Origin of the sequence: Stenotrophomonas rhizophila, assembly GCF_003751305.1 — a bacterium.
In the GTDB taxonomy this organism is placed as follows: domain Bacteria; phylum Pseudomonadota; class Gammaproteobacteria; order Xanthomonadales; family Xanthomonadaceae; genus Stenotrophomonas; species Stenotrophomonas rhizophila_B.
In genome coordinates this window covers 1,117,147-1,133,535 of sequence record NZ_RJKV01000001.1, presented here as the reverse complement: position 1 = coordinate 1,133,535, position 16,389 = coordinate 1,117,147, and the positions used below count along the sequence as shown (strand labels likewise).

The window sequence follows — 16,389 nt, the reverse complement described above, 5'->3', positions numbered from 1 at the left end:
ATGATGATCGATGCACCGCGCAAGGCCTGGTTCGGGCAACCGCCAGGCCTGACCATCCTGTTCCTCACCGAGATGTGGGAGAAGTTCTCCTACTACGGCATGCGCGCGCTGCTGGTCTATTACATGACCAAGCAGCTGCTGTTCTCGCAGGAACAGGCCTCGATGGTCTATGGCCTGTACACGGCGCTGGCCTACCTCAGCCCGGTGTTCGGCGGCATGCTCGCCGACCGCTGGCTGGGCAAGCGGCGTGCGGTGATCCTGGGCGGGGCGATCATGGCGTTCGGCCATTTCCTGATGGCCTTCGATGCGCTGCTGTATCCGGCCCTGCTGGCGATCGTGCTCGGCAACGGCCTGTTCCTGCCGACCCTGCCCGGCCAGGTCGGCGATCTGTACCAGCGCGATGATCCGCGTCGTGGCTCGGCGTTCAACGTGTACTACGTGGGCATCAACCTCGGCGCGTTTCTCGCCCCGCTGATCTGCGGCACGCTGGGTGAGGTCTACGGCTGGCATGTCGGTTTCTCCGCCGCCGGCATCGGCATGCTGCTGGGGCTGGTGATCTACATCACCGGCCGCCGCCACCTGCCGCCGGACCCGCCGCGCAGCGAGCGGGCGACGCTGCCCTTCTCGGCGCTCTGGCAACCGGCCTACCGGCCCCTGCTGCAGCTGATGGCGATGATTGCCGGGCTCATCGTGGTGTTCCGGCTGGCTTACGAGCAGATCGGCAACACCATCGCGATCTGGCTCGACACCGGTGTGGACCGCGTGCTCACTGCGGACTTCACGATTCCGATGACCTGGTTCTTCTCACTCAATCCGCTGCTGGTGTTCCTGATCACCCCGCTGCTGGTGCGCCGCTGGACGCGGCAGGCGCGCGGCGGTCGTGAACCTGCGGCGCTGACCAAGATGGCGATCGGCGCCGCCGTGGTCGGCCTGTCGTTCGTGCTGGTGGCGATCCTCGGCGGCGAACCGTCGGCCAAGGTCGGCTGGCTGTGGGCCGCGCTGTTCTTTGCGATCTTCACCTTCGGCGAGCTGTTCATCCTGCCGGTGGGGCTGGGTCTTTTCGCACGTCTCGCCCCCGTGGGCTTCGGCGCGACGATCATCGCGTTCTGGTTCCTCGCCTCCTTCGGCGGCAACCTGCTGGCCGGCGCGGTCGGCATGCTGTGGTCGACACTGTCCAGCACCGTGTTCTTCTCGCTGATGGGGGGCACCTGCATGCTCGTGGCGGTGCTGCTGCTGCGCCTGGAGCGACGCGCCCGACCGCTGCTCGCCGGCAATGCTGCACCTGCACCACAGAATGCCGCCCCGGCCGACGGTGCGGTGACATCGGGTTGAGCCCGCAGCGTTGAGCATGGCCATTGGCCGCGGCGGAGATCGCGGTCGATAGCATCCGGTTTCCCGGCGTACGCCCCCGGGACAGATCACAACACCCGACAACGCCGTTCGGCCTCCGCTGAATTGCTGCAGCGCAATAGTCCTACTTGGGATTATGTTTTCTGATTGCGCTTGACATATTCCTGATCAGACTAAATATTCCTTACATAGGATTTGTAGGGATGTCGAAATGCCCGATCAGTTTCCGTACGACCCCAGCCGCCGGTATGCCCGCGCGCCCGCACTGACCGCCAGCCTCCGCTCCCACGCGCCGCTGGTCAGCAACACGGCCTTGCACCTGGCAATGCCCGTCGTCTGCCGCTTCCTTCCCCCACGCCCCCTCCCCCTAGCGACGTGCCTACCCGGCGCGGCTTCGACAGCGCGCGCCTCCACACCCCTGCACGGCTGTTACCGCCGTGCACGGCCGTCGTTTTTCCTGCCTGACCCCGTTCCTGATTCCGGAGAGTCCGCCGCATGCGCAAGACGATGAAACGCTCGATCCTCGCCGCCACCGTCAGCCTGTGCTGCATGAGCCTTGCCACCGCAGCGATGGCCCAGGATGCCGACGCCGATGGCAGCCGCAGCACACCCGATGTGGTGGAGCTTGATCGCGTGGTGGCTACCGCACAGAAGCGCGCCGAGAACGTGATGGAGGTGGCCGCCGGCGTCAGCGTGATCAGCGAAGAGCGTCTCGAGGCCTTCGGCGCCACCCGCCTGAACGACTTCGCCGCCTACGTGCCGGGCTTCCAGGTGGACAGCGGCGGCGCCCCCGGGCAGACCACGATGGCATTGCGCGGCGTAGCGCCTCTCGGGGGCGGCTCGATCATCGGTACCTACATCGATGACACGCCGATCGGCCCGAGCAGCAACAAACAGCGCGCGACCACCTACGCGCTGGATCTGTTGCCGTACGACATCCAGAGCGTGGAAGTGCTTCGTGGCCCGCAGGGCACGCTGTACGGCGCCAGTTCGATGGGCGGGCTGTTCAAGTACATCACCAAGGCGGCCGATCCGGATGCGTTCGAGTTTCGCGCCGGTACGGACGTGAACGCGACAAAAGAAGCTGGCGATACCGGCATCGGCGTGCGCACTGCGTTCAACGTGCCGCTCATTGAAGGCAAGCTGGCCATGCGCGCCAGCCTCTCGCGTCAGAGCACGCCCGGGTACGTCGACCAGCCCGACCTCACCGGCGAGGATGCCAAGGACAGCAACGGCTACTACCAACTGGCCTCACGCCTGGCCCTGACCTGGCGCATCAGCGACACCGCGAACCTGCGCGTGCAGGCGCTCTCGCAGATCGTGGATGCCGACAACTCGAGCGCGGTGGGGCTGACCTACCCCACGCTGGAGCCGATCCGCGGTCCGCTCGAAGGCATCCTGCAGCGCGCGACGCCGTACCGGATGGAAACGGACTACTACTCGGCAATCCTGGACTGGGACCTGGGCAATGTGGATTTCGTCTCCGCCACCAGCTTCTCCGAAACCCGCATGGACGAAGTGCAGGACTCCTCGCTTGTCTATGGCGTGGCATGGCCGTATCTGACCACCTACCCCGCCGGCCAGGCGCAGTTCGACGTCTTCCTCGGTACGCGAAAATGGACGCAGGAGTTCCGCCTCAGCTCCAAGGAAAGCGAGCGCGTCGAGTGGCTGCTCGGTACTTTCTTCACCGGCGAGAAGAACGCCAACCGCCAGCAGGTCAGCGCCTACGATGCCAACGGCATCCCGCTGCCGTTCAATCCCGGCACCGCGAGCCTGCCGGGCACCTATGACGAGCAGGCGATCTTCGCCGACGTCACGTACAAGTTCAGCCCCCGCTTCGATGTCTCCGCCGGTGTGCGGCATGCGCGCAACCAGCAGGACTTCGAGCAGCACAGCATCGGCCTGCTGTACGGCCCACGGCCGATCGATCTGAGCGACTCGTCCGATGACAGCGTCACCACCTGGAAGCTGGCCTCGCGCTGGCACCTCAACGACACCTCGATGATCTACGCCCGCTACGCCACCGGCTATCGCCCGGGTGGACCAAACGTATCGACCTCCGGCGTGGTGCCGATGACCAAGGCCGACACGCTGGACAACCTCGAGTTCGGCTTCAAATCGCACTTCTGGGATCGCCGCGCGATGATTGATCTGGCCTTGTTCCGGATCAACTGGGACGACATCCAGGTGCGTGTGTCCGAGAACGGCCTGAGCTGGATGGGCAACGCCGGCAGCGCGCGCAGCCAAGGGGCGGAGCTGAGCATGATGGTGCGCCCGGCCGAGCGCCTGACCGTGGGCCTCAACGCGGCCTACATCGATTCGAAGATCGGCGACGTGCCGACGTCGAGCGGCCTGGTCGCAGGTGGCCGCATGCCCATGACCCCACGCCTGAGCTGGTCGAGCACCATCGATTACGACTTCGATGTGAGCGACCAGTGGCAGGGCCGGGTCGGTGCGGGTTACCGCGTCACCGGCGAACGCGTGGCCGGCGCGTACGAGATCGACAGCTACAACGCGTTGGACCTGCATGCCGAGCTGACCAACATGACGTGGACGGTCCGCCTGTATGCCCGCAATGCCACCGATGAGCGTGCTTATGTCTCCACCGGCTCCGTCCGCGACGCGCTCAACCGCTACGTGGCCGTGACCGGCGTGCCGCTGCAGCCGCGCACCATCGGCATGTCGATCGACTACCGGTACTGAGGCCAGCGCCAAGAGAACCGCAATTATCCTGATTGGGTTGCATATTCTCTGATTAGGACTTATACAGGTCCAACGAGGCCAACGACTGCCACCGTCGCCGTCGTGGGTGCTCACCCTCTGCCGCTCGCCTATTGGATTCCGTCATGACGTCGACCCCGACCGCTGAAGTGCTCGCACTTGCCGCTCTCCCCCAGCCCTACCTGCTGTTCCTGGGCGACACCACCGAAGCGGGCTTCGCCAAGACCGCGATCGGCCTGAAAGACTGGGCGCCGGAGGTCTGCGTGGCCGAGTGGAGCCTGCCCGGCTGCCCGATCACCACGGGCCTGCCGACGATGACGCCGGCACAGGCGCGTGCCGCGGGTGCGCGTGCGATGGTGATCGGCGTGGCCAACGGGGGCGGCGTGATTCCTGCGCAGTGGCTGCCGGCGCTGGTCGAGGCGCTGGAGGAAGGCCTGGATCTGATCAGCGGCATGCACCACAAGCTCGGTGATATCCCGGAACTGGCCGCCGCCGCCGAACGCACCGGTCGCCAGCTGATCAACGTGCGCGTGCCGCCACGCGGCATTCCGGTCGGCAATGGCCGCAAGCGTACCGGCAAGCGTGTGCTGACCGTCGGCACCGACTGTGCGCTGGGCAAGAAGTACACCGCGCTGGCCCTGGTCCGCGGCCTTCGCGAACGTGGTGTGGATGCCGACTTCCGCGCCAGCGGCCAGACCGGCATCCTGATCGCCGGCAGCGGTATTCCGATGGACGCGGTGGTGGCCGACTTCTCGGCCGGCGCCGCTGAACTGCTCAGCCCGGATGCGGCCGCCGATCACTGGGATGTCATCGAAGGCCAGGGCTCACTGTTCCACCCTGCCTACGCGGGCGTCAGCCTCGGCCTGCTGCATGGCAGCCAGCCGGACGTGTTCGTGGTCTGCCACCAGCCGGGGCGCCAGCATGTGCTCGGTTACCCCGACTACCCGCTGCCCTCCATCGAAGACGTGATCGCGTTGACCGTGCAGCTGGGCCGCCGCACCAATCCGGATATCCGCTGTGTCGGCGTCAGCCTCAACACCCACGGCATGACCGCCGAAGCGGCATCGGCCGCCTGTGCCGAGGTCAGCGCGCGTCTTGGTCTGCCTGCGGCCGACCCGATGCGGCAAGATGGGGAATTCAATCGTCTGCTGGAGGCCTGCATCGCATGAAGATGACATCCCGTACCTTGAGCCTGTGCATCGTGGCACTGCTGGGCCTGAGCCCGCTGGCCGCCTTCAGCGCCAGCAAGGCCAGTCCGGTTGAAACCGAAGTCGCACGGCTGGCCACGCTGGTCGACGGCAAGGTCGGTGTCTCGGCGTGGCGCCTGGATGGCAAGGGTGCGCAGGTCCATCTGAATCCGGACGAAGGCTTCCCGATGGCCAGCACGTTCAAGGTCGCCGTCGCGGCAGTGATCCTGAGCAAGGTGGATGCCGGCGAGCTGGCACTGACCACGATGGTGCCGGTGCCGAAAGCGTTCTATGTCGATTCGGAAGTGATTGCGGACCGCTTCATCCACGACGGTGTGAGCCTGTCGGTGCACAACCTGCTGGAGGTCATGCTGACCCAGAGCGACAACACCGCCACCGACGTGCTGGTGGCGCAGGCCGGCGGACCAGCCGCGGTCACCGCCTGGCTGCGTGCGCAGGGCATCGAGGGCCAGCGCCTGGATCGCAACACTCGGCAACTGCTGAGCGATATCTTCGGCCTCGGCGATGAACCGCTGACCAAGGAGCGCGTCGCCGAACTGACCCTCGACCCCGAGGTGGTCAAGCGCACGAAATCCGGCAACGAAGCCTTCGACAAGGATCCGCGCGACACCTCCACGCCGCGCGCAATGTCGACCCTGCTGACCCGACTGTTCACCGGCAAGGCGCTGAGCCCGGCCAGCACCGAGGTGCTGGTGCAGATCATGGAACGCTGCCGCACCTGCAGTGCACGCCTGCGTGGCAGCCTGCCGCCGGGCACCAAGGTGGCCGACAAGAGCGGCACCGTGGCCGGCACCGTCAACGATGTGGGCGTGGTCACCCTGCCCGATGGCAGCCAGTTCGCGATCTCCGTGTTCGTCAAAGCCAGCAATGCCCCGCGCAGCGAACGTGAGCGGGTGATCGCCGAGATCGCGCGCACCGTGCGCGACTTCTAACTGCTGCAGCCCACGGCCGCCCGCAAGTGACCGCCGCCGCCAGCCGGTTCCAGCGGTATCTGTTGCCCGGTCTGGCGTTCAAGTCCGCCGTGATCGGCGGCGGATACGCCACCGGCCGTGAGCTGGCGGAGTTTTTCCTGCCCTCGGGCCCCTGGGGCGGCCTGGCGGCGATGGTGTTGTCGATGCTGATCTGGAGCGTGATCTGCATCCTGACGTTCCTGTTGGCACGGGCGATCCGTGCCAACGACTACCGCACCTTCTTCCGGCATCTGCTCGGCCGTGGCTGGTGGACGTTCGAAGTGGCCTACCTGGCGCTGATCGTGGTGGTGCTGGCCGTGTTCGGCGCGGCCGCCGGCGAACTGGCCGCGACCATGTTCGGCTGGCCGCGGATCGTCGGCACCCTGCTGCTGGTGGCGATCATCACCGGCGTGGTGCAGGCCGGCACCAATGCCGTCGAGCGCATGTTCAAGCTGATGTCGGCCTTCATGTACCTGGTCTACGCGATTGCCGCCTGCCTGATCCTGTACCGCTTCGGCGGCGGCGCGATGGCGCAGTTGTCCAACACCCATGAACTCGGCCCGGACTGGGTCCTCAACGGCGTGACCTACGCCGGCTACAACATGTTCGCGGCGGTCTCGATCCTGCTGGTCGTGCGGCACCTGCTGTGCCGTCGCGATGCGGTCATCGCCGGCGCCCTGGCCGGCCCGTTGGCGATCCTGCCGGCGATCGTGTTCTACGTCTGCATGATCGCGTTCCTGCCGGACATCGCCGATGCCCCGCTCCCGTCCGACCTCATGCTCGGCCAGCTCGGCCTGCCGTGGTTCCAGTGGCTGTTCCGCTTGATGATCATGGTGGCGCTGGTGGAAACCGGGGTGACGCTGATGGCCTCGGTGGATGGCCGCATCAGCGTCAACTGGACAGAACGCACCGGTGCCGCACCGAAGCGCGGGGTCCGCGTGGCGATCATCGTGGCGATCCTGCTGATGGCCGTGTTCATGGCCGATGGCATCGGCCTGGTGGCGCTTATCGCCAAGGGCTACCGGCTGCTGGCCTACGCCATCCTGGCCACCTACGTGGTGCCGCTGCTGGCGTACTCGGCGTGGCAGATCTGGTCACGCCGCGGGCAGGCGTTCGAGGTCATCGCCACTCAGCCGCCACAGGCGAAGACCAGGAACTGATGCAGGGCGCGTGCCGGCGCGGACAGGTCTTCGTCCGGGCGCCAGACCAGGCCGACCTCCATCGGCGGCACCGCATCGGTGAGGGTGCGCACGTCGATCCGGCGCCCCTCCAGCGACCAGGGGCGGTAGACCATGTCCGACAGGATGCTGACCCCGAACCCGTAGGCGACCATGCCCCGCAGCGCCTCCAGCGACGAGGTCCTGAACACGACGTTCGGTTCGCGCCCGACCGAGCGCCAGTAGCGCATCGCCGACTCCTGCCCTTCGTCGACCATCAGCATGATGTACGGATACGGCTCGACGTCGGCCGGGCTGATCACCGGCAGCTGCAGCAGCGGATGCGACTCGGCCAGCCACAGCTGGCGGCGCGAGCGGATCAGCACCTGGCGCCGCAGCACGTAGGGCTCGGCCATGTTGGAAATGATGCACAAGCCGAAGTCGAGGTCGCCGCTGCTGACGCCCTGCTCGATCGCGGCGCGGTCCATGTCGACCAGATCCACTTCCACCTGCGGGTAGGAGCGCTTGAAGCGGGCCAGCAGGCTCGGCAGGAAGTAGCCCAGCACCGTATAGGACGCGCCGATCCGCACCCGGCCCGGCAAGGTGTTGGCCAGGAACATGGGCTCACTGAGCGCGTCCTGCAGCGTGTCCAGGATGTGCCGCACATGCTGGTGGAAACGGTGCCCCTCGGCGGTCAGCCCCACCCCGTGAGGCATGCGGTCGAACAGCTTCAGGCCCAGCGAGGTTTCCAGCTGGGCGACAGCGGTGGTGATGACCGATTGGGAGACGTGCAGCTTGCGCGCGGCCTGCGAGAACTGCCCCAATTCGGCCGCTTCGGCAAAGTAACGGAGCTGGCGCAGGGTCATGTTGGCGGGGATTTGCATGCACGGGCTCCCACGGAACGAAGATATCTGAATAAACAATACCTCATACGCAATTAAACAAATTTACGATAAGCCGCTGTGCCTCTAGACTTCACATCGGGTGCAATGCGCCATGGCCCCAGCCGCCTTGCAAGCGCTGGTCCTTACCCGCTTCGCGACGAGATCCAGCCCGGATATCGGCGCGTCAACATCGCCATTACCGTTGCCCCCCGCCGGCGGTATGCCTGTAGCTTCATGACCCAAGCCCAGCGAGGCCCCTGACATGTCATCACCCCAGATTCCCGCCACGAGTGAACCGTTGCGTTTGCACGTGCCCGAGCCCAGCGCCCGTCCCGGCCAGGCCACCGACTTTTCCTATCTGAAGCTGAGCCCCGCCGGCGCGGTCGACAAGCCGCCCGTGGACGTGAGCGCCAGCCAGACCGCGCCGATGACCGGCCAGCTGATCCGCGTGCTGGATGACAACGGCGACGCCGTGGGCCCCTGGGCTGCCGACATCGACGACGCGGTCCTGCTGCGTGCGATGCACGCCATGCTCAAGACGCGCGCCTACGACGCCCGCCTGCTGATCGCCCAGCGCCAGAAGAAGACCTCGTTCTACATCCAGTGCCTGGGTGAAGAAGCCATCGCCGTCGGCCAGACCCTGGCGCTGCGCGATGACGACATGCAGTTCCCGACCTACCGCCAGCAGGGCATCCTGATCACCAAGCAGGTCTCGCTGGTCGACATGATCTGCCAGGTGCTGTCCAACGCGGCCGACCCGCTGAAGGGCCGCCAGCTGCCGATCATGTATTCGTACAAGGACTACGGCTTCTTCTCGATCTCCGGCAACCTGACCACCCAGTACATCCAGGCCGTGGGCTGGGCGATGGCCTCGGCGATCAAGGGCGACACCCGCATCGCCACCGCATGGGTGGGTGATGGCGCGACCGCCGAAGGCGACTTCCACGCCGCGCTGACCTTCGCGCACGTGTACCGCGCACCGGTCGTGCTCAACGTGGTCAACAACCAGTGGGCGATTTCCACCTTCCAGGCCATCGCCGGCGGTGAGAACACCACCTTCGCCGCGCGCGGCGTGGGCTACGGCATTCCGTCGCTGCGTGTGGACGGCAACGATCTTCTGGCGGTGTACGCCGCCTCGCGCTGGGCCGCCGAACGCGCCCGCAGCAATCTCGGCCCGACCCTGATCGAGTGGGTGACCTACCGCGCCGGGCCGCATTCGACCTCGGATGATCCGTCCAAGTACCGCCCCGCCGATGATGCCCAGCAGTTCCCGCTCGGCGATCCGATCGACCGCCTGAAACAGCACCTGATCAAGCGCGGCCTGTGGAGCGAGCAGCAGCACGACGAACTGCGCACCGAACTGGATGCCGAGATCCTGCGTGCCCTCAAGGAAGCCGAGACCCACGGGTTGCTCGGCAGCGACAACCGTCCCGGCGCGGCCCTCATGTTCGAAGACGTCTACAAGGACATGCCCGAACATCTCCGTCGCCAGCGTCAGCAGTTGGGAGTCTGAACACATGAGCGGGATTGAACAGAACAACACCGGCGGTACGCCGATGACCATGATCCAGGCGCTGCGCTCGGCGATGGACGTGATGCTGGAACGCGACGACAACGTGGTGGTCTTCGGCCAGGACGTGGGCTACTTCGGCGGCGTGTTCCGCTGCACCGACGGCCTGCAGACCAAGTACGGCAAGCAGCGCGTGTTCGATGCGCCGATTTCCGAGAACGGCATCGCCGGTGCGGCGATCGGCATGGCCGCTTACGGCCTGCGCCCGGTCGCCGAGATCCAGTTCGCCGATTACATCTACCCGGCCTACGACCAGATCGTGTCCGAAGCGGCGCGCATGCGCTATCGCTCCGGCGGCAGCTTCACCTCTTCGCTGGTGTTCCGCACCCCGTGCGGTGGTGGCATCTACGGCGGCCAGACCCACAGCCAGAGCCCGGAAGCGATCTTCGCCCACGCCACCGGCCTGCGCACGGTCATGCCGTCCAACCCGTACGACGCCAAGGGCCTGCTCATCGCCTCGATCGAGAACGACGATCCGGTGATCTTCCTGGAGCCCAAGCGCCTGTACAACGGCCCGTTCGACGGTCACCACGACCGCCCGGTCACCGCGTGGTCCAAATACCCGGACAACCTGGTGCCGGAGGGCTACTACAACGTGCCCCTGGACAAGGCCGCCATCGCCCGCGAAGGCAAGGCACTGACGATCATCACCTACGGCACCACCGTGTGGGTGGCCAAGGCCGCCGCTGAAGATGCCGGGATCGATGCCGAAGTGATCGACCTGCGCAGCCTGTGGCCGCTGGACCTGGAGGCCATCGTCAATTCGGTCAAGAAGACCGGCCGCTGCATCGTGCTGCACGAAGCCACCCGCACCTGCGGCTTCGGCGCCGAACTGGTCGCGCTGGTGCAGGAGCATTGCTTCTACCACCTGCAGGCACCGGTGGAACGCGTTACCGGCTGGGACACCCCGTATCCGCACGCGCAGGAATGGGACTACTTCCCGGGTCCGTCCCGGGTCATCGATGCAATGCAGCGCGTGCTGGAGGACTGAACCATGGGACATCACGTCATCAAGATGCCGGACATCGGTGAAGGTATCGCCGAAGTCGAACTGATCACCTGGAAGGTCGAGGTCGGTGGCCCGGTCGCCGAAGACCAGGTCGTGGCCGAGGTCATGACCGACAAGGCCATGGTCGAGATCCCCTCCCCTGTGTCAGGCACCGTGGTCTCGCTGGGCGGCACGCCCGGCCAGATGATGGCCGTCGGCAGCGAGCTGATCCGCCTGGAAGTGGACGGCGCCGGCAATGCCAGCGCCGCCAGTGCACCGGCCGCTGCCGCGCCGGCCGAACCGGTGGCTGCGCCCAAGGCTGCTGCGCCTGCTGCTGCGCCTGCGGCAGCTGCACCTGCGGCAGCCGCCGAGGCTGCACCGGCTGCGACGCCGGCCAAGGCCGCCGCTGCATCCGCACCCGCCTGTGCCGCCAAGCAGGACGCGCGTGGCGCGGTCACCAACGGCGTGCTCACCGCCGGTGAAGCCCCGCTGGCCTCACCTGCCGTGCGCCGCCGCGCCTGGGATCTGGGTGTCGAGCTGCGCTACGTGCCGGCCACCGGCCCGGGCGGTCGCATCCTGCAGGCCGATCTGGATGCCTACGCCGCCGCCGGTGGCAAGGCGCAGCCGGTCGGTGGCAGTGCCGGCGGCAGCAGCTACGCGCGCCGTACCGGCGAGCAGCAGGTGCCGATCATCGGCCTGCGCCGCAAGATCGCGCAGAAGATGCAGCAGTCCTGGACGACCATTCCGCACATCACCTATGTGGAAGAAATCGACGTCACGGAAGTGGAGGCCCTGCGCGCCAAGCTCAACGAGCGCTGGGCCAAGGAGCGCGGCAAGCTGACCCTGCTGCCGCTGCTGGCACGCGCGGTGGTGCTGGCCGCACGCGACTTCCCGCAGATGAACGCCCGCTTCGACGACCAGGCCAACATCGTGACCCGCTACGAGGGTGTGCAGCTGGGCATCGCAACCCAGAGCGAGGTCGGCCTGTCGGTCCCGGTGGTCGCGCATGCCGAGTCGCTGGACCTGTGGCAGACCGCCACCGAGATCGCGCGCCTGGCCAACGCCGTGCGCGTGGGCAAGGCGACCCGTGAGGAGCTGTCCGGCTCGACCATCACCATCAGCAGCCTCGGTGCCGTTGGCGGTGTGGTGTCGACCCCGATCATCAACCATCCGGAAGTCGCGATCGTCGGTGTGAACCGCATCATCGAACGCCCGATGTTCCGCGAGGGCCAGGTCGTTGCCCGCAAGCTGATGAATCTGTCGTCCTCGTTCGACCATCGCATCGTCGATGGCATGGATGCGGCCGAGTTCGTGCAGGCGATCCGTACGCGCCTGGAAACCCCGGCCCTGCTGTTCGTGGAGTAAGCGATGTCCAATACCCTTCAAACCCAGTTGCTGATCATCGGCGGCGGTCCGGGCGGTTACATCGCCGGCATCCGCGCCGGCCAGCTCGGCGTCAAGACCATCGTGGTCGAGGGCGTCAATCCGGGTGGCACCTGCCTCAACATCGGCTGCATTCCGTCCAAGGCGCTGATCCATGCCGCCGAGGAATTCGCCAAGGTCACCGCCTATGCGGCAGGCACCTCGCCGCTGGGCATCAGCGTGCAGGCCCCCTCGCTGGACCTGGCCAAGACCGTCGCGTGGAAGGCCGGCATCGTCAAGAAGCTCACCGGTGGCGTCAGCGCACTGCTGAAGAAGAACGGCGCGCAGCTGATCAAGGGCTGGGCCACGATCGTCGACGGCAAGACCGTCGAGATCGCCGGCGCGGCGGAAGACGGCGGCACGCTGCGCATCACCTGCGAGCACCTGCTGCTGGCCACCGGCTCGGTGCCGGTGGAACTGCCGTTCCTGCCGTTCGGCGGCAAGGTCATTTCCTCGACCGAAGCCCTCTCGCCGACCTCGCTGCCCAAGCAGCTGATCGTCGTCGGTGGCGGCTACATCGGCCTGGAACTGGGCACGGTCTATCGCAAGCTCGGCTGCGAAGTCACGGTAGTCGAGGCCCAGGAACGCATCCTGCCGGCCTACGACGCCGAGCTGACCAAGCCGGTCGCCACGCACCTGGAGAAGTCCGGCGTGAAGCTGCTGACCGGCCACAGCGTGCTCGGCCTGGCCGACAACGGCCAGCTGCGCGTGCGTGACAAGGACGGTAACGAAATCGCACTGGACGCCGACCAGATCCTGGTCGCGGTGGGTCGTCGCCCGAAGACCGACGGCTTCAATCTCGAATCGCTGCAGCTGGATCTGACCGGCAAGGCGATCAAGATCGACGACCAGTGCAAGACCTCGATGCGCAACGTGTGGGCGATCGGTGATGTCGCCGGTGAGCCGATGCTCGCGCACCGCGCGATGGCACAGGGCGAACTGGTGGCCGAGATCGTCAGCGGCAAGAAGCGCCACTTCGTGCCGGCCGCGATTCCGGCGGTGTGCTTCACCGATCCGGAAATCGTGGTGGTCGGGCTGTCGCCGGACGAAGCCAAGGCACAGGGCATCGAGACCAAGGCCGCGCTGTTCCCGTTCGCGGCCAACGGCCGTGCGATGTCGCTGGAATCCACCGATGGCTTCGTGCGCGTTGTCGCGCGCAGCAGCGACCACCGCATCCTCGGCTGGCAGGCCGTGGGCGTGCAGGTGTCGGAGCTGTCGATCGCCTTCGTGCAGTCCATCGAGATGGGCGCCACGCTGGAAGATATCGCCGGGACGATCCACCCGCACCCGACGTTGGGCGAGGCGGTGCAGGAAGCGGCGCTGCGTGCGCTGGGGCATGCGTTGCATATCTAAGGCATCTGCACGGCGCTGCTGAGGAATCGGCAGCGCTGGATGTCCAGTCAGTAAAAGAAACGGCCCGCACTGCGGGCCGTTTCTTTGTGTTGCTTGCGGTACGCCGCAATGAGCGGCCGTGGCCGTTGGCTGTGGCGGATCGGCCACCGGCCCTCCTTCCCGTCGGGCGTGTTGCTGGCCAGGCTGCCGTCGCTGTTACCGCCCGTCCTGGGGCGCTCCGCCCTCCTGGCTTACGCGCGTCGCGCCAAGAATCCAAGTCATGTCCGAGGTCGACCACGGCACGATGTGCGCAGACCGCGCAGGCAATGGTGCCGCATCCTTGGGCCAGCCATCGATCCCGGCTGCGGCCTGCACCTCGACCGGGCCACTGTCTGACGGCCAGCGCAGCTCGATCCCGTCCGGGCCCGGCGCCTGCCAACGCAACCGCGACCAGCGGTCCGCCTCGTCCAGCAGGGGCGCGTCCTCGCCCTGCAGCTGCACATTGCGTACGACGGCCTCGCTCTTGAGCCGTACGCGGAGTTCGCGTGTGCCTGCCGGTGCCAGCACGCGCAGTATCGACTGGCCGGTATCGGCATCGTAGGAACGCTCGAAACGCACCGGCTCTGGCACCGCAATGGCGTCGGCCTTCGTTGCCCAGACCGCTGTCAAATCCATCGCGGGTATTGGAATGCGAGTGGGCTCAGCCTGCACGCCGCCCAAGGCCTGCCGGCTCCAGTCAGACAGCTGCGGCAGTGAACTGACGCGGTAGTAGTGCTGGTTGTCTGGATCCGCAACGAACAGCACCTGGGACAGCTCGGGGTAGCGCGTGCGGTCCGCCTGGGTGAACGACGCGGCAGCCAATACCCCTGCAGCCGGCAGCACCGTGACCAACGCAGCAATCGCAAGCCAGCGCCCACCCTCGGCCACACGTACCCACGGCAGCAGCAGTGCGGCCAGCGACGCGAACGGCAATGCCAACACTTCCGGCGTTCCGAAGCCGATGGCCTCGAACAGCTGCAGCGCGAAGTGGAAGACATGGGCCAACGCGAATGCGGTGATCACCGCCGCGGCGATGACACGCACCGCGGTCGGGGGCGCGTGCGCCGGCAGCAGCCAGACCACCGCGGCCACCGCCAACAGCGGCCACAGCAGCAACGGCGCCAGCTCCGGCGCGAGCACCTGCACGACCGCGCCGATGATCCAGGCCACCAGCAAGGCCCCCAATCGCACGCTTTCACCGCGCGCAGCGGTCCCCGCGCTGGTCCAGGCCAGCAGCGCCACCAGCACGCCCAGCACCAGCCCGATCACATCGAACCCACCCCGCAGCGAAGCGCACGCACCGGCCACCAGCGCCAGCGCGGCAGCCGGTTTGCGTGCCGCCTTGCAGGCCAGCAGTGCGCCCAACGCCAGCACCACGCCGATTGCCAACAGCCCCTCGCCTGACGCCAGCATGGAGAATGCCGCCAGCAGATCCCGGTTGTTCACCAGCGTGGCATCGCCGCCGCCCAGCAACCGGTACGACACACGTACGGCCAGCGCAACGGACAACAGCGCCAGCGGCCACCCCGCCACGCCACTGACCACGCCGCGCCATCCGCCATGGTTGAACGTGGCACGGCGTGCGACCACGACAATGACCAGCAACCCGAACGCCAGCACGCACCAGCCTGACCACGTCGGCACACTGATCATCCAGCCGCCGGGAAGATCGCTGTAGATTGCATCGTGGGTAGCAGTCGGCAGGGTGGCCGAGCTGGCCAACTGGCGCACCAGCGGCAGCACCTGCGCGCCCATGTGCTGCACGCTGCCCGGGTCGAGATTCGCCACGCTCGCGGTCGCGGCGTGATAGTCGATCTGGCTGCCGATGATCGCGAAATTGAGGCCGGGAATACCTTTCTGCGCCGGCACCGTGAAGTCGGTGCCGTTGGGCATGTAGCGGTAGACGAAACCGGTCAGCGAGTTGCCCAGCGGCTGCTGCGCGAGTTTGGCGAACGTGCTGAGCAGCGCCGCGTTGCCCGGCCCGGTTTCAAACAGCACCGCACGGCCGCTGCTGCCGCGGGCTTCCAGATTGATGACTGTGCCGATACGCGACGACAGCGGATGCGAGGCGAAGAACGCACGCGCGCCGAGCAGGCCGGCCTCCTCCGCATCGGTGAACAGGAAGACCACGTCACGCTGCCGCAGATCGTTCTGCAGCGCACGCGAGATCTCCAGCATCACCGCCACGCCGAGGCCATCGTCGGCTGCGCCGGGTGAATGGGGAACGGTATCGTAGTGCGCCATCAACAGCACCGCCGGCAGGCTGCGATCGCGGCCCGGCAGTACCGCGACCACGTTCCCGACATTGGCCGCCCGCACACCGCGACCGTCGCCCTTGCCGTACTCGGCAGCCGCCTGGCCACGCTGCACGGATACCTGGAGCCCGGCCTGCTGCAGGTGGTTTACCAGTTGGTCGCGAACCCTTGCCGCAGCCGCTGAGCCGGTGGGATGTGGCTCGGTTGCGATCCAGCTCAGGTGCTGCATCGCGCGTACGGCCGAGAACTCAGCGGTGGCGATGCTGGCGGGCTGTGGCGGCGGGGTTTTCTGCGCGCTCCAGGCGGACCAAGCGGCGATGACGATGCTGAGGAGCAGCAGTGGCAGCGTGTAGCGTGCGACGCCACTGGATGAACGCCGCGCGCTCATGCCTGCAGCTTGCGGCAGACGTGGTTCGCCAAGCTGCAGAGGACCGGGATGACGAGCACGGCGGGAATCCAGAAAGGATGACCTTCGCAGGATTACAAGGGCATTTCCGTTCTGTCAAACAATTT

11 protein-coding genes are annotated in these 16,389 nt (G+C 66.8%); 9 read left to right on the top strand and 2 right to left on the bottom strand.

Annotated elements, in window-relative coordinates; all coding sequences use genetic code 11:
- From EDF74_RS05250 to EDF74_RS05230, 5 genes are all read left to right on the top strand, one after another.
- Positions 1 to 1,332, top strand: a complete 1,332-nt coding sequence (locus tag EDF74_RS05250; protein WP_123729083.1) for a peptide MFS transporter — start codon at positions 1 to 3, stop codon at positions 1,330 to 1,332.
- A gap of 513 nt (positions 1,333 to 1,845) precedes the next feature.
- Positions 1,846 to 4,053 carry a TonB-dependent receptor gene (locus tag EDF74_RS05245; RefSeq protein WP_123729082.1) on the top strand — a complete coding sequence of 736 codons (2,208 nt, stop codon included), beginning with the start codon at positions 1,846 to 1,848 and terminating at the stop codon, positions 4,051 to 4,053.
- A gap of 143 nt (positions 4,054 to 4,196) precedes the next feature.
- Positions 4,197 to 5,240 carry a DUF1611 domain-containing protein gene (locus tag EDF74_RS05240; RefSeq protein ID WP_123729081.1) on the top strand — a complete coding sequence of 348 codons (1,044 nt, stop codon included), beginning with the start codon at positions 4,197 to 4,199 and terminating at the stop codon, positions 5,238 to 5,240.
- A complete protein-coding gene (gene bla, locus EDF74_RS05235) occupies positions 5,237 to 6,211 on the top strand; it encodes a class A beta-lactamase (protein ID WP_123729080.1) in 975 nt (324 codons plus the stop codon). The genes EDF74_RS05240 and bla overlap by 4 nt, the downstream gene beginning before the upstream one ends.
- Before the next feature lie 26 nt (positions 6,212 to 6,237).
- Positions 6,238 to 7,389 carry a YkvI family membrane protein gene (locus EDF74_RS05230; RefSeq protein ID WP_123729079.1) on the top strand — a complete coding sequence of 384 codons (1,152 nt, stop codon included), beginning with the start codon at positions 6,238 to 6,240 and terminating at the stop codon, positions 7,387 to 7,389.
- On the opposite strand, the gene EDF74_RS05225 is transcribed toward EDF74_RS05230, so the two are convergent.
- A complete protein-coding gene (locus tag EDF74_RS05225; protein ID WP_123729078.1) occupies positions 7,359 to 8,270 on the bottom strand; it encodes a LysR substrate-binding domain-containing protein in 912 nt (303 codons plus the stop codon). The two genes, EDF74_RS05230 and EDF74_RS05225, sit on opposite strands and share 31 nt — an antisense overlap.
- A 298-nt stretch (positions 8,271 to 8,568) precedes the next feature.
- On the opposite strand from EDF74_RS05225, the gene EDF74_RS05220 reads away from it, so the two are divergent.
- The 4 genes from EDF74_RS05220 to lpdA are packed head-to-tail and all read left to right on the top strand — an operon-like array spanning position 8,569 to position 13,603.
- Positions 8,569 to 9,783, top strand: coding sequence for a 3-methyl-2-oxobutanoate dehydrogenase (2-methylpropanoyl-transferring) subunit alpha (locus EDF74_RS05220; RefSeq protein ID WP_260232183.1), 1,215 nt, complete (start codon positions 8,569 to 8,571; stop codon positions 9,781 to 9,783).
- Positions 9,784 to 9,787: 4 nt separating this feature from the next.
- The gene (locus EDF74_RS05215) at positions 9,788 to 10,831 is read left to right on the top strand and encodes an alpha-ketoacid dehydrogenase subunit beta (protein ID WP_123729076.1); all 1,044 of its coding nucleotides are present in this window, start codon (positions 9,788 to 9,790) and stop codon (positions 10,829 to 10,831) included.
- 3 nt (positions 10,832 to 10,834) lie between these two features.
- Positions 10,835 to 12,193 (top strand): dihydrolipoamide acetyltransferase family protein, encoded by a 1,359-nt coding sequence (locus EDF74_RS05210; protein ID WP_123729075.1) that lies wholly within the window; start codon positions 10,835 to 10,837, stop codon positions 12,191 to 12,193.
- Between the two features lie 3 nt (positions 12,194 to 12,196).
- The gene (gene lpdA, locus EDF74_RS05205) at positions 12,197 to 13,603 is read left to right on the top strand and encodes a dihydrolipoyl dehydrogenase (protein WP_046273751.1); all 1,407 of its coding nucleotides are present in this window, start codon (positions 12,197 to 12,199) and stop codon (positions 13,601 to 13,603) included.
- 195 nt (positions 13,604 to 13,798) lie between these two features.
- On the opposite strand, the gene EDF74_RS05200 is transcribed toward lpdA, so the two are convergent.
- Positions 13,799 to 16,264: a M20/M25/M40 family metallo-hydrolase gene (locus EDF74_RS05200; protein WP_123729074.1), complete on the bottom strand. Its 2,466-nt coding sequence runs from the start codon at positions 16,262 to 16,264 to the stop codon at positions 13,799 to 13,801.
- Positions 16,265 to 16,389: the final 125 nt, after the last annotated feature.

Bases quoted from the DNA above. Each gene is read 5' to 3' on its own strand.
- EDF74_RS05240 (WP_123729081.1), top strand. From the start codon at position 4,197: ATGACGTCGACCCCGACCGCTGAAGTGCTCGCACTTGCCGCTCTCCCC.
- bla (WP_123729080.1), top strand. From the start codon at position 5,237: ATGAAGATGACATCCCGTACCTTGAGCCTGTGCATCGTGGCACTGCTG.
- lpdA (WP_046273751.1), top strand. From the start codon at position 12,197: ATGTCCAATACCCTTCAAACCCAGTTGCTGATCATCGGCGGCGGTCCG.
- EDF74_RS05215 (WP_123729076.1), top strand. From the start codon at position 9,788: ATGAGCGGGATTGAACAGAACAACACCGGCGGTACGCCGATGACCATG.
- EDF74_RS05200 (WP_123729074.1), bottom strand. From the start codon at position 16,264: ATGAGCGCGCGGCGTTCATCCAGTGGCGTCGCACGCTACACGCTGCCA.
- EDF74_RS05245 (WP_123729082.1), top strand. From the start codon at position 1,846: ATGCGCAAGACGATGAAACGCTCGATCCTCGCCGCCACCGTCAGCCTG.
- EDF74_RS05250 (WP_123729083.1), top strand. From the start codon at position 1: ATGATGATCGATGCACCGCGCAAGGCCTGGTTCGGGCAACCGCCAGGC.
- EDF74_RS05225 (WP_123729078.1), bottom strand. From the start codon at position 8,270: ATGCAAATCCCCGCCAACATGACCCTGCGCCAGCTCCGTTACTTTGCC.
- EDF74_RS05210 (WP_123729075.1), top strand. From the start codon at position 10,835: ATGGGACATCACGTCATCAAGATGCCGGACATCGGTGAAGGTATCGCC.